This window comes from Dechloromonas sp. CZR5 (assembly GCF_008711155.1).
GTDB lineage: Bacteria > Pseudomonadota > Gammaproteobacteria > Burkholderiales > Rhodocyclaceae > Azonexus.
Genome location: NZ_VUYQ01000003.1, coordinates 278,951 through 291,279 on the forward strand (window position 1 = coordinate 278,951; position 12,329 = coordinate 291,279).

The window sequence follows — 12,329 nt, forward strand, 5'->3', positions numbered from 1 at the left end:
GCCGCAGCCCGTTTTTCCGATATCAGGTTGCCGCAGGAGATTACTTCTCCTTGGCCTCCAGTGCAGCCTGGTTGATTTCAACCTTGTAGCGGGCACGCAGGGCGGCCAGATAGAGCTGAATTTCTTCCTTGGCCATCAGGTTGCCCAGTTGCTGGGTCATGCCCTTGCGGGTGGCGTCGTCGATCTTGTCGCCCGGAACGATCTTGTTCAGCCTCACCAGCGCATAGCCGGAACCCGGCAACTCGACGCCGGTGTAGGCCGGCAGCTTGGCGGTTTCAAGGCGGAACACCGCTTGTGCCTCGAGCGGTGAAATGGCGCGGGAATCGAGGCGGGATACGATCTTGGCGGCACCCCAGTTGAGCTTGTCCTCACCCTTGTTCAGAGCGGCCAGCCGCTCGGCGCCATCCTTGGCGGCCAGTGTCTGGGCTTCCTGGCGCTTCAGCAGGGTTTCGATACTGGCCTTGACGCTTTCGAACGGCTGCAGCGCAGCCGGTTTGTAATCGAGGACGCGGGCCGAAACCAGGGTATTGGGGGCAATTTCCACCGCTTCGGTGTTGCGCTTGTTCTTGACCGAATCGCCAGAGAACAACGAAGCAAGAATCTTTTCGTTACCCATCACGCCATTGGCGGGCGAAGCCTGACGGCCCAGCCAGTCGGTCTGCTTGACGGTCAGCTTGAACTTTTCGGCAACCGGGCCGAGGCTGTCGGACTGCTCATAGACCATGTTGCTGAAAGCTTCGGCAGCTTCGGCAAATTTGCGCGATGCGGCCGTCTTCTTCAGTTCTGCCTCGATCTCGCCACGGACTTCGGCCAGCGGCTTCTCCTTGGCGGCATGAATACCGGTAACCTTGATGATGTGGAAGCCGAAATCGGATTCGACCACGCCGGAGATTTCGCCTTCCTTGAGGCCGAAGGCGCTGTCCTCGAAGGACTTGACCATCATGCCGCGACCGAAGAAGCCGAGATCGCCTCCCTTGGCGGCAGAGCCAGGATCGTCGGAGTTCTTCTTGGCCAGATCGGCAAAAGCAGCCGGCGTCTTGCGGATTTCAGCGAGAAGTTGTTCGGCCTTGGCTTTGGCCTTGTCCTTGCCGAGCTTGTCGGAGGCCACCAGGATGTGGCTGGCGCGGCGCTCTTCCGGCTGCTGGAAGCGATCCTTGCGGCTGTCGTAGGCGGCCTTGATTTCGGCTTCGCTGACGCTCAGCTGGGCACCGATGGTTTCCATCGACAGGACGACGTATTCGGCCTTGGCGAGTTCCGGCGTCTGGAACTGATTGCTGTTTTCGTCGTAGAACTTCTTTGCAGCATCGTCGGCCAGCTTGACCTTGTCGAGATAGCTATCGACATTCAGGCGATATTCGACGATTTCACGCTTTTCGGTTTGCAGGGCCAGCAGGCGGTCGCTGACCGTGCGGGCAACGAGGCCGGATTGGCCGAGGGCGCCGGCCAGTTGCTGGACGGTCAAATCCTGGCGCAGCTGGGCTTCGAAGCCTTGTGGCGACATGCCTTGCGCCCGCAACGCAGCTTCGTAGCGTTCGACCGAGAACTTGCCGTCGACCTTGAAGGCCTCGACCGAGCCGACCATCTGGCGCACCGCATCGTCGCTGGCGAACATCCGGTTCTTGCCGGCTTCGATCAGCAGCAGGCGCTGGTTGATCAGGTCATCGAGAATCGCCTTGCGAGCTTCGGGGTTGTCCAGCATTTTGGGATCGAACTGCGCACCGAGCTGGGCGCGCAGGCGCTCCTGCTGCTCGCGCAGGGTTTGCTGGAACTGTTGGTGGGTGATCTTGACGTCGCCGATGGCGGCTACGTCGCCACCAGCCCCGGAATTGCGTACGTAGGAATCCACGCCGAAAAAGGCGAACGGCAGGGCGATCAGCGCAAGGAAAACCTGGACGATTCTTTTGTTGTTGCGGACTGCGTCGAACATGAGCAGAAAAATCCTTCGGATGCGTTCAGAAAGGCAAAAAGCAGCTTGCCCAAAAAAGGGGAATCATACCGTAGTTTGCCCCTGCCCTATTTGATTTGGGCGCCTGAAAACAGGATGCCGAGGCGACGCACGGCATCTTCAATTTCCGGCGTATGGGGATTGCCGCAGTTCAGGCGCAGGCAATTGCGATACATGCCGCTGGCAGAAAACAGCTCGCCCGGCACGTAGGCAAGGTTTTCGGCGACCGCCCGCTCGTACAGCTCGGTCGCATCGATTCCCTCGGGCAACTCGATCCACAGGACAAATCCCCCCTGCGGCCTTGAAATCCGGGTACCGGGCGGAAAATGAAGGGAGACGGCTGCGCTCATCGCGTCGACCTGGGATTGGTAGCAGCGCCGCAGGGTTCGCAGGTGACGCTCGTAGGCGCCCGACTCGAGATATTCGGCCAGCACGCGCTGGGTGATCGGATTCGTCGCGCCGCTGCCGATGGTTTTCTGCAAGGCGATGGCGCTCCGACGATGCCCGGCGGCGACATAACCGATTCGTAACGATGGTGACAGGCTCTTCGAGAACGACGAGCACAGCATGACGTTGCCACTGGTATCGAAAGCCTTGATCGGCCACGGGCGCCCTTCGGCAAGGTGCAGATCCCCGTAGATATCATCCTCGATGATCGGTACACCGCGCTCGGCGGTTAGCTGGGCCAATGCCCGTTTGCGTTCGTCGGGCATCTGGGAGCCGAGCGGGTTGCTGCCGTTCGATACCAGCAGGCAGGCAGCGATCCCGCCGTTGCGCGTGGCCAGATCGAGTGCCTCGACCGACATGCCTGTTCGCGGATCGGTCGGTATCTCCAGGGCGCGCAGCCCCTGCTTCTCGAGCAGTTGCAGCATCAGGTAATAGGCCGGCGATTCGACGGCCACCGTGTCGCCAGGTTTGGTAATGGCGCGCAGGCAGAGAGCAAGCGCCTCGGTGCAGGAGTTGGTGATGACGAATTCCTCGGCTGCCAGCGGTCCGCCCCAGGCCAGGGAACGCCTGACCAGCTGCCGCACCAGCACCGGATCGTCCATGTTGATGTGGCTGCCGCTGCATAGCAGATCGGGATGGCGGCGGGCCACGCTGGCATACAGGCGGTGCAGCGCCGCGACCGGCATGAGCTCCGAAGCCGGCAACGCCGCCGCCAACGGTGCCACGCCGGGACGGATGCCGGCTTGCATCACACGCACCAGGCGTTGCGAGATATCGACCGCCAGGGGCATGTCGGGCGTCGTCCGCAGCAAGGGCTCGGCATGCGCCATCCTTGTGCGGCGGACATAGAATCCGGATTGCGGGCGGGCCTCGATCAGGCCCCGGTTTTCGAGTTGGCGCATCGCCTGTACCACGGTGCTGACCGATACGCGGCGTTCCTCTGCCAGTCGACGCACCGAGGGCAGCCGGTCGCCGTGCTTGAGCACGCCGCCGGCCATCATTCCAGCCAGTTCGTCGGCCAGTTTTTCATATCGCAAGAAGTCTTCGGGCATGCCACACCAATACAGTGAGGTTGGAAAGGGTGCAGTACAGTCTGTATTTTCAATAACTGTATTGATCACAATTTGATTTTATTGTGACTGTATCACTCATTGCGCAAAGCCTACACTTTTCACCGACAAAGCACGGAGAGTGAAATGAATATCGAATGGCTGAACAGCGAACTTTTCCTGACCGAAGGCAGGCCGCTACGGGTAACCGGCGCGCGTGGCATACGTGTCTGCTGCTTGCAGGGCACAGTCTGGATCACGACGACGGGCCGGGCCGATGACATTTTTCTTCGCAGCGACCAATGGCATGAAATCGACAGCCGCGCCCTGACGCTCATCGAGGGTGTCGGCCAAGCGCAGATTCGTTTTGAATGTCCCGCCGTCGTTCGGGTGGCATCGAGGCGCTGGTGTCGCCTGGGCGACGAACTGGCAATGGTGTTGCGTGAAACTGCAGCGCGGATCAGTCGAACAGGCAGGGTTGCATAGGGGCGAGATTCTCCCGCTTGACGGTCAGCCGGACGGGAATCCCCTGCCGGCCGATCGCCTCGACAACCATTCGCCCGCCCGAGGCTTCGGCGATCACCCGGACATTGCGCTCCGCCTTGCTGCTTCGCCCGCGGTAGGCCACAAACGTACCGGCTGCGGGAAACGAAGAGAATTTGTCACGGGGCATCTTGGCTTGTCCTGTTGATCTAGACAGCTGAAGGCTACCTCCGAACAAGATTTTAACGAATACTGTACATCCATACAGTTATCGTTTAATGTGCACTCACGGCCAAACAACTGGCTATTCATACAGTCAATCGCACATCCTCCCGGAGGTCACCATCATGGAACGCATTCAGAAGCTATTTGAACTGCTGGCCGGCATTTCCGCCGAAGAAGACGCACGCCTCGCCCGCGCCAAGGCCATCTTTGCCGACAACCGCTGGGATGCAACGGCGCTGAATGTCCCGGCCTGCTGGCGACGCCGGCAACGGATCAGCATCTAAACAGAGGAAATTCGTCCCGCGTTTTAGCTGGCGGGGAACTGGAGATGGGGTAGTCAACCGCTTTGTCCGGGCACAATCGTCGTCTTCCCCCATTTGCCCAAGCGCCCCGCTGCGGCATAATCCGGCCTACCGCCGGAATTGCTTTACTTTCCGGTCTTTTTTTCCCGGAGAATACGACGCATGAAGCGTATCGACATCGACAGCGCCATACGCTTGCACAACCAATGGCGACGACAGTTTCTCAACGCCTTTGCCGGCGGTGACTATGCCGACATGCCCCTGTCGGAACATCGTTGCTGCTCGCTCGAGCAGGAATTGTCGCCGCGCGTTGCCAATGGCAACAATAGCGTGCTGGCCGCCTTGCTGGCCGCCGACCGGCATTTCCACGCCCTGGCCAACGAGATCATCGACCTGAGCAACAACGGCCTCGGCGACTCGGCCGACTTGCTGCTTCCCGACCTGAACGAAGCCGCCCATCGCCTGATCGCCCACCTCGACGATGCACGCCTCGTTCTTGCCGACGAGTAGGCAACCTGCAAATCGCCCTGGTACGCACTCATAAAAAAGCAGCCTTGATGGCTGCTTTTTTTATGGCTTATCTTATCGGGCAACGTACATCACTGGGATGTATCCCGTTTCCGGCGGACAGACGGCGTGTTATTCGGCTGTCTTCAGCCACTGCCCCGGGGACAGGCCCCTAATCATGCGGAAAGCCCGTGCCAAGGCTGCGGCGCTGCCATAACCGACGGCATCGGCAGTCCATGCCACCGATTTTCCGTGGCGCAGGTGCTTGCCAGCCAGATCGATCCGCCATGCCGAGAGATAAGTGCCGGGAGTGCAGCCGATCGTTTCCCGGAATACGGTTGCAAAGCGTGCCCGCGACATACCGGCGACCTCAGCCATCCCTTCCAGCGTCCATGCCTCAGCCGGTTGTTCGTGGATAGCCGTGATCGCCTTGGCCAAACGCTTGTCGGCCAGGCCGGCCAGCAGCCCCGTCGATACCGATTCGCCATTCATCAGGTAGCGCAGAAGATGTATGAGGAGCAGTTCGGACAAGCGGTTCATCGCGGCCTGGCGTCCACACAAGTTGCCGTTGGATTCTGCGACCAGTAAATCCAGCGTTGTCTTCATGTCCGGCATTTTGGCCAGCGGAATATGGAGGATATCCGGCAGGGCGCGGGCGATCGGATTGCCCGCCACCGAGCCGAGATCAATCCGGGAACAAATCAGATCCGCCGCCTTCCCTTCCGGCGCGATGAAAACATGGCGCGCTTGGCGTGGATACAGCAACAGACAAGGTTCATTCAAATCCAACGGCGGGTGTCGGTCGGAGGTTACCCGAACCGCCCCGCTCCGCAGCAGATGCAGAAAGCCATGCGTACTGTCGTATACCGCCTGTCCGCAGAACTGACCGGTGTGAAAGACCTCGGTACTCAGGGTGTAGTGCTGCAGAAGCACCGCGAGCCTATCCATAAATAATACTCCTAGTATTAATTTTGATACCCAATGATTCATATCGTATCAGAAAAAGGCCGATTATCTGCTCCATGCACTTTTGCATGACACCAAGGAGATCGAAATGCCTTTTATCCATCCAGTCAATCCTGAACAAGCCAATACCGAAGTTGCCGGTACGCTTGCCGCCGTCAAAGGCAAATTGGGCATGGTGCCCAATCTGTTTGCCACGCTTGCCCACGCACCAACGGTGCTGAAGGGATACCTGGGCCTGGCCGATACACTTGCCGGTGGACGCCTGACGTCGGCGCAACGGGAAATCATTGCACTGGCCGTCGGCCAGGCCAATGCCTGCCAATACTGCCTGAGCGCGCATACCCTGCTCGGCCGTGGAGCTGGCCTCGATGCCGACGCTATTGCGCTGGCGCGTACCGGCAATGCCTCAACGCAGCTGGATGCGGCGCTTGCCGGGCTGGCCCGGAAATTGACGGAACGGCGCGGCAGACTGGACTCGTCCGATCTGGAAGCGTATCGCCATGCCGGGGTCGATGACGGACTCCTGCTGGAAGTGGTGGCGGCTGTCGCACTGAATACGCTGACCAACTACGCCAACCACGTCGCGGGTACCGAAGTGGATTTCCCGGTCGTTAAGGTCTAACCGATTCACCCTGTCGGAAACTCTGTCTGCGATGGAGTTTCCGACAGCAGACTGAGGTAACAGGAGAGTCATCATGAAAGCAAAATTCGCCCTCGCCGCCGTCGCATCGACACTTGCCATGCCGCTGCTGGCGGCAGATTCATTTTCGCCCTACGTGAACGACAAGGGGCAGATCAATTTGCCCAAGAATTTCCGCAGCGAATTCGTTCACCTCGGCTCGTGGGCCGTTACCGACGAAAAGTCGGCTGCTCACGGCTTCCACGATGTTTATACGGAACGCAAATCGCTGGACCACTACCGCAAGACCGGAAAATTTCCCGATGGCGCAACGCTGGTCAAGGAAATCCGCAAGCTGGAAACCGGCCCCCTGACCACGGGCAACCCGGTGCATTGGGCGGGCACCCCGGCTGTTTGGTTCGTCATGATCAAGGATGGCAAAGGCCGTTTCCCGGGTAACCCGCTTTGGGAGGATGGCTGGGGTTGGGCCATGTACAAGTCAGACGATCCGCTGAAAAACGTGGCGACCAGCTATCGGGCAGACTGTCAGGCATGTCATATTCCGGCCGCACAGACTGACCGGGTATTCGTTCAAGGCTACCCATTGCTGAACAAACACTAAATTTTCCTGCAAAAAAGGAGCGCCTTTGCGCTCCTTTTTTGTGATCAATTCGCTTAGCCCACCCAGCGTCGGGCGTTGCGGAACATGCGCATCCACGGCGAATCCTCGCCCCAGTTTTCCGGGTGCCAGGACATCTGCACCGTGCGGAAAACGCGTTCCGGGTGCGGCATCATGATGGTGAAGCGGCCGTCGGCCGTGGTCACCGCCGTCAGGCCGCCCGGCGAACCGTTCGGATTGTACGGATAGACTTCGGTCGGTTCGCCCTTGTTGTCGACATAGCGTACGGCGGACAGCACCTTGCCCTGGTCGTCGGCATTGTCGAAGACCACCCTGCCCTCGCCGTGCGAGACAACGATGGGCACCTGCGAGCCTTCCATGCCACGGAAGAAGATGGACGGCGACTCCAGGATCTCGGTCATCACGAAGCGGGCCTCGAACTGTTCGACCTTGTTGCGGCGGAAGGCCGGCCAGTGTTCGGCGCCCGGGATGATGGACTTGAGCGCGCTCATCATCTGGCAACCGTTGCAAACGCCCAGTGCGAAGGTATCCGGACGGTTGAAGAAGGCAGCGAACTCATCGCGGCAGCCGTCGTGCATCAGGATGGTCTTGGCCCAGCCCTGGCCGGCGCCGAGCACGTCGCCGTAGGAGAAACCGCCGCAGGCAACCAGGCCCTTGAAGTCCTTGAGGCTGACGCGGCCGGCGAGGATGTCGCTCATATGCACGTCGACCGACTGGAAGCCGGCACGGTCGAAGGCGGCGGCCATTTCATAATGGCTGTTGACGCCCTGCTCGCGCAGGATGGCGACACGCGGGCGACCGCTGACGGCGGCGTAGACCTGGGTGAAGTCGTCCTGCGGATCGAAGGTGATCTTCGGCGTCAGGCCCGGATCGCTGGTATCGAGGATGCGGTCGAATTCCTGCTGGGCGCAGCTCGGGTTGTCGCGCATGGCCTGCATCTGGTAGCTGGTCTCGGACCAGGCACGCTGCAGGTCGACGCGCTTCTCGCGCAGCACGCGCTTGGCGTTGCGGGTAACACGGATTTCGTCCCACTCGTTCAGGGTACCGACGAAGTGATACGGAACGCCGCAGGCACGCAGAATCGGCGTGACCTTCTCACGGTCTTCACGGCGAATCTGGATCAGCGCACCGAGCTCCTCGTTGAACAGGGCGCGGACGATGTGCTCGAAGTCGCGGCCGGCCAGCAGGTCCGGGCGCTTCTCGGCGCCGTCGATGTCGAGCGCTGCGGCGTCGAAACAGAGGCCATCGAGGTCGAGCGACACGCCGCGACGGCTGGCGAAGGCCATTTCGCAGGCGGCGACGAACAGGCCGCCATCGGAACGGTCGTGATAGGCGAGCAGCATGCCTTCGCGGTTCAGCTTCTGCACGGCATCGAACAGGCCCTTCAGCTTGGCCGGATCGTCGACGTCCGGCGCATCGCTGCCGGTGGCGTTATAAACCTGGGCCAGGGCCGAGCCGCCCAAGCGGTTCTGGCCGAGATCGAGCAGCAGCAGTTCGGTTTCGCCCTGGTCGACAGCCAGTTGCGGGGTCTTGGTCTTACGCACATCGTCGACGGCGGCAAAGGAAGTGACGATCAGCGACAGGGGCGACACCACCTGTTTCTTCTCGCCGCCCTCTTCCCAAGCGGTACGCATCGACAGCGAATCCTTGCCGACCGGGATCGAGACGCCGATGGCCTTGCACAGATCGGACACCGCCTCGACGGTGTCGAACAGGCGGGCATCTTCGCCAGCGACGCCGCAAGGCGCCATCCAGTTGGCCGACAGCTTGACCTTGCCCAGTTCGCCGATGTCGGCAGCCGCCAGGTTGGTCAACGCTTCACCGATGGCCATGCGGCCGGAGGCCGGGGCGTCGAAGACGGCGAGCGGGGTGCGCTCGCCCATGGCGAAAGCTTCGCCCAGATAACCCTGGTAACCCATTGTGGTCACGGCAACGTCGGCCACCGGCACCTGCCACGGGCCGACCATCTGGTCGCGGGCGGTCATGCCGCCGACCGAGCGGTCGCCGATGGAGATCAGGAAGGTCTTGTCGGCGATGGTCGGCAGACGCATCAGGCGATAGGCGGCATCCTTCAGCTCGATGGCGGTGGCGTCGAAGGAAACGAAGGTTTCCGGCTGGTGCGTCACGTCGCGGGTCATGCGCGGCGGCTTGCCGAGCAGCGCTTCCATTTCCATATCGACCGGATTGACGCCGAAATGGGCATCGGTCACGGTCAAGTGGCCGTCGCCGGTCGCTTCGCCGACCACGGCGAAGGGGCAGCGCTCGCGTTCGCACATGGCCTGGAATTCGGCGATGCGGCCGGCCGGAATGGCCAGCACGTAGCGTTCCTGCGATTCGTTGGACCAGATTTCGGCCGGCGACATGCCCGGCTCTTCGGTCGGCACCTTGCGCAGGTCGAACACGGCGCCGACACCACCCGAATGGGCCAGTTCCGGCAAGGCGTTGGAGACGCCGCCGGCGCCGACGTCGTGCACCGACAGGATCGGGTTGTTGGCGCCCATCTGCCAGCAGCGGTCGATGACTTCCTGTGCACGGCGCTGGATTTCCGGGTTGCCGCGCTGCACCGAGGCGAAATCGAGGTCTTCGGCATTGACACCAGCCGTCATCGACGAGGCGGCGCCACCACCGAGGCCGATCAGCATGCCGGGGCCACCCAGTTGCACGAACTTGGTGCCGACCGGGAAAGTCTCTTCCTTGAACGACTGCTCAGCCTGGATGGAGCCCAGGCCGCCGGCGATCATGATCGGCTTGTGGTAGCCACGGACCACGCCGTCCACGTCCTGTTCGTAGGTACGGAAATAGCCGGTCAGGTTCGGACGGCCAAATTCGTTGTTGAAGGCGGCGGCACCGATCGGGCCTTCGAGCATGATGTCGAGCGCCGAAGCGATGCGCGACGGGCGGCCGTAGGCGTGTTCCCACGGTTGCGGCGCGTCGGGCAGATTCAGATTGGAGACCGAGAAGCCGCAGAGGCCGGCCTTCGGCTTGGAGCCCTTGCCAGTGGCGCCTTCGTCGCGGATTTCGCCGCCGGAACCAGTCGAGGCGCCCGGGAACGGGGAAATCGCCGTCGGGTGGTTGTGCGTCTCGACCTTGGTCAGGATATGGGTCAGCTCTTCCTTGTAGCTGTAGCCGCGATCGGCATCCGGGTAGAACCGCTGGATGGTCGCGCCTTCGATGATAGAGGCGTTGTCAGCGTAGGCCATGATCGTGCCCTGCGGTGCGGCTGCATGTGTTTCGCGGATCATGCCGAACAGCGTCTTGTCCTTCTTCTCTCCGTCGATCACCCACGAGGCGTTGAAGATCTTGTGGCGGCAGTGCTCGGAGTTGGCCTGGGCGAACATCATGAGTTCGACGTCGGTCGGGTTACGCTTCGCCGTCGTGAAGATGTCAAGCAGGTAATCGATTTCGTCATCCGACAGCGCTAGGCCCAGCGTGCTGTTAGCCTCGACCAGCGCAGCCTTGCCGCCGGCCAGCACGTCGACAGTATTCAGCGGCTTCGGCTCAAAATGGCGGAACAGCTCACCGGCATCGGCAAAGCCGGCCAGCACCGAATCGGTCATGCGGTCGTGCAACAGGGCCGCAACCGTCTTCTTTTCATCCGCAGCCAAGGCGCGGCCGCCGCGTACCACGACGTGGTAGGCGATCACGCGCTCGATGCGCTCGATAGCGTCAAGGTCACAGTTCCAGGCGATATCGGTCGCCTTGGAGGACCACGGTGAGATGGTGCCGATGCGCGGCGTCACCAGGAACAGTTCGCCCTTGTCCTCGCCAGCCGGCTTTTCCTCCAGCAGTTGCGCCAGCTTGGAACGCTCGTCGGCGTTCAGCGCCCGGCGCAGCGCGGTGACATGCCAGTAGTCGGCCGCTACCGACTCGATATCGGAGACGGCGGCAGTCAGGCGGGCTTGCAGGCGTTGCAGGCGAAAAGCGGAAAGAGCGTTGTCGCCCTTGAGGCAAAGAATATCGGCCATGGAGAGGTGAAATCGGGTTAGGCGGGAAGGCCGGCATTATACCTGAGGCGGGGTGCTCCCGGGTTTTGGCAAATCCTGGGCGCCCCTCCGCCCTGGACGGCGACTTATCAAGTCGCTGAATGTCAGCTCACCGCCGTTGCCCGCCAACTTTTCCTTGCTTACTCCAATAAGCAAAGGGCTCTTCATAGACCTCGGCATCCAGCTCGGCAACCCGTACCTGCAAGCGGGCCTGAGCATCGGCTACGGCCTGGTTGTAGACGACCGGCCCGATTTCCTTGAGAAAGAAGCTGAGGAGTGCTCCCGCCGCCAGATTGCCGATTTCCTCGTCGAGGTTTTCGGAAAAATAACGCTGAATCGATGCAACGGCAGCCTTGCTGGCGTCGTTGGAAATTTCAATGGTCATAGCCGCCGGCTCCCGACAAAGGTCTTTGGGGAAAAAGATCGCGGGGCACGTCGTTGTTTCATGCGTCGGCCAGCGCCTTCGTGATCAGTGGCAGCAAGGCCTCCGGCAACTTGATACCACCACTGGTCGCAAAAGCACGCGCCGCTTCGGACATTTTCTTCCATGTCTTGCGAATGATGCCGAGCCACTTGTCTTCGCTGTAGTCGGCATGCTGACCGGCGAAACCCTGCATGTAGTGCTCAATGAAAACGAGGCTGGAAACATCCTCCAGCAACTGCGTATCGGGATTGGTCTTGATCCCCTCCTTGCCCACGGCTGCCATGACCTGAGCGATGATCGCCTCGTCGTAGCCGGCCTGGCGCATCAATTCGCCGGCCGTTTCCGCATGAAAGCGATAAAGCCCGGTTCGCCAAGCGAAGTAGCCCGGCTTGCCAAGCGGATAGTTGCTGCGCGGCACCGTCCACCGCCGGATGTGCTGGGCGCGCACGGCCAATTGTGCGACTTCGCCGGCCTGCGGAGCGAACCGGCCGATCATGTCAGTCATGCGCCGGGCGTACAGCAACTCTTTGGGCAGACCATCCTCCTGATTGGGGTCTTCGGCATTGGCAGCATCGAACAGGGCGATGCAGAGGGTGAAGCGTTCGTGGCTGGTGGTCATTCGGTTTTCCGGGATCGTTCGTGGCGTGGATATTGGATATAACAGGCGCAAGGGTAGCCGCGCCACGAGGCGCAGGCAATTACCGGACGATACGCAGGCGGTCGAACGCACCGATTCGCG

12 protein-coding genes are annotated in these 12,329 nt (G+C 61.2%); 5 read left to right on the plus strand and 7 right to left on the minus strand.

Features of this window, described 5'->3' with window-relative positions; all coding sequences use genetic code 11:
- Positions 1-40: 40 nt before the first annotated feature.
- Positions 41-1,927, minus strand: coding sequence for a SurA N-terminal domain-containing protein (locus F1002_RS10220; RefSeq protein WP_150428930.1), 1,887 nt, complete (start codon positions 1,925-1,927; stop codon positions 41-43).
- An 86-nt stretch (positions 1,928-2,013) separates the two neighbouring features.
- The gene (locus F1002_RS10225) at positions 2,014-3,429 is read right to left on the minus strand and encodes a PLP-dependent aminotransferase family protein (protein WP_223879535.1); all 1,416 of its coding nucleotides are present in this window, start codon (positions 3,427-3,429) and stop codon (positions 2,014-2,016) included.
- Between the two features lie 159 nt (positions 3,430-3,588).
- Here F1002_RS10225 and F1002_RS10230 point away from each other — a divergent pair, with 159 nt between their 5' ends.
- Positions 3,589-3,927 carry a DUF2917 domain-containing protein gene (locus F1002_RS10230; protein ID WP_150428932.1) on the plus strand — a complete coding sequence of 113 codons (339 nt, stop codon included), beginning with the start codon at positions 3,589-3,591 and terminating at the stop codon, positions 3,925-3,927.
- Here the strand turns inward: F1002_RS10230 and F1002_RS10235 are convergent.
- Positions 3,902-4,114: a hypothetical protein gene (locus tag F1002_RS10235; protein WP_150428933.1), complete on the minus strand. Its 213-nt coding sequence runs from the start codon at positions 4,112-4,114 to the stop codon at positions 3,902-3,904. The two genes, F1002_RS10230 and F1002_RS10235, sit on opposite strands and share 26 nt — an antisense overlap.
- 157 nt (positions 4,115-4,271) lie before the next feature.
- On the opposite strand from F1002_RS10235, the gene F1002_RS20970 reads away from it, so the two are divergent.
- Positions 4,272-4,433 (plus strand): hypothetical protein, encoded by a 162-nt coding sequence (locus tag F1002_RS20970; protein WP_191090364.1) that lies wholly within the window; start codon positions 4,272-4,274, stop codon positions 4,431-4,433.
- Between the two features lie 180 nt (positions 4,434-4,613).
- The gene (locus F1002_RS10240) at positions 4,614-4,961 is read left to right on the plus strand and encodes a CZB domain-containing protein (RefSeq protein WP_150428934.1); all 348 of its coding nucleotides are present in this window, start codon (positions 4,614-4,616) and stop codon (positions 4,959-4,961) included.
- Positions 4,962-5,090: 129 nt separating this feature from the next.
- On the opposite strand, the gene F1002_RS10245 is transcribed toward F1002_RS10240, so the two are convergent.
- Positions 5,091-5,948: an AraC family transcriptional regulator gene (locus F1002_RS10245; RefSeq protein ID WP_223879536.1), complete on the minus strand. Its 858-nt coding sequence runs from the start codon at positions 5,946-5,948 to the stop codon at positions 5,091-5,093.
- Between the two features lie 64 nt (positions 5,949-6,012).
- Here F1002_RS10245 and F1002_RS10250 point away from each other — a divergent pair, with 64 nt between their 5' ends.
- Complete coding sequence (locus F1002_RS10250; RefSeq protein WP_150428936.1) at positions 6,013-6,546, plus strand: carboxymuconolactone decarboxylase family protein; 534 nt, start codon at positions 6,013-6,015, stop codon at positions 6,544-6,546.
- A 73-nt stretch (positions 6,547-6,619) separates the two neighbouring features.
- Complete coding sequence (locus tag F1002_RS10255) at positions 6,620-7,165, plus strand: cytochrome P460 family protein (RefSeq protein ID WP_150428937.1); 546 nt, start codon at positions 6,620-6,622, stop codon at positions 7,163-7,165.
- 53 nt (positions 7,166-7,218) lie between these two features.
- Here F1002_RS10255 and purL read toward each other — a convergent pair whose 3' ends face one another.
- From purL to F1002_RS10270, 3 genes are all read right to left on the minus strand, one after another.
- The gene (gene purL, locus F1002_RS10260) at positions 7,219-11,148 is read right to left on the minus strand and encodes a phosphoribosylformylglycinamidine synthase (RefSeq protein ID WP_150428938.1); all 3,930 of its coding nucleotides are present in this window, start codon (positions 11,146-11,148) and stop codon (positions 7,219-7,221) included.
- Between the two features lie 127 nt (positions 11,149-11,275).
- The gene (locus F1002_RS10265; RefSeq protein ID WP_150428939.1) at positions 11,276-11,551 is read right to left on the minus strand and encodes a DUF2164 domain-containing protein; all 276 of its coding nucleotides are present in this window, start codon (positions 11,549-11,551) and stop codon (positions 11,276-11,278) included.
- 58 nt (positions 11,552-11,609) lie between these two features.
- A complete protein-coding gene (locus F1002_RS10270; RefSeq protein WP_150428940.1) occupies positions 11,610-12,209 on the minus strand; it encodes a DUF4202 domain-containing protein in 600 nt (199 codons plus the stop codon).
- Positions 12,210-12,329 lie beyond the last annotated feature (120 nt).

Bases quoted from the DNA above. Each gene is read 5' to 3' on its own strand.
- F1002_RS10220 (WP_150428930.1), bottom strand. From the start codon at position 1,927: ATGTTCGACGCAGTCCGCAACAACAAAAGAATCGTCCAGGTTTTCCTT.
- F1002_RS10230 (WP_150428932.1), top strand. From the start codon at position 3,589: ATGAATATCGAATGGCTGAACAGCGAACTTTTCCTGACCGAAGGCAGG.
- F1002_RS10235 (WP_150428933.1), bottom strand. From the start codon at position 4,114: ATGCCCCGTGACAAATTCTCTTCGTTTCCCGCAGCCGGTACGTTTGTG.
- F1002_RS20970 (WP_191090364.1), top strand. From the start codon at position 4,272: ATGGAACGCATTCAGAAGCTATTTGAACTGCTGGCCGGCATTTCCGCC.
- F1002_RS10240 (WP_150428934.1), top strand. From the start codon at position 4,614: ATGAAGCGTATCGACATCGACAGCGCCATACGCTTGCACAACCAATGG.
- F1002_RS10245 (WP_223879536.1), bottom strand. From the start codon at position 5,948: ATGAATCATTGGGTATCAAAATTAATACTAGGAGTATTATTTATGGAT.
- F1002_RS10250 (WP_150428936.1), top strand. From the start codon at position 6,013: ATGCCTTTTATCCATCCAGTCAATCCTGAACAAGCCAATACCGAAGTT.
- F1002_RS10255 (WP_150428937.1), top strand. From the start codon at position 6,620: ATGAAAGCAAAATTCGCCCTCGCCGCCGTCGCATCGACACTTGCCATG.
- purL (WP_150428938.1), bottom strand. From the start codon at position 11,148: ATGGCCGATATTCTTTGCCTCAAGGGCGACAACGCTCTTTCCGCTTTT.
- F1002_RS10265 (WP_150428939.1), bottom strand. From the start codon at position 11,551: ATGACCATTGAAATTTCCAACGACGCCAGCAAGGCTGCCGTTGCATCG.
- F1002_RS10270 (WP_150428940.1), bottom strand. From the start codon at position 12,209: ATGACCACCAGCCACGAACGCTTCACCCTCTGCATCGCCCTGTTCGAT.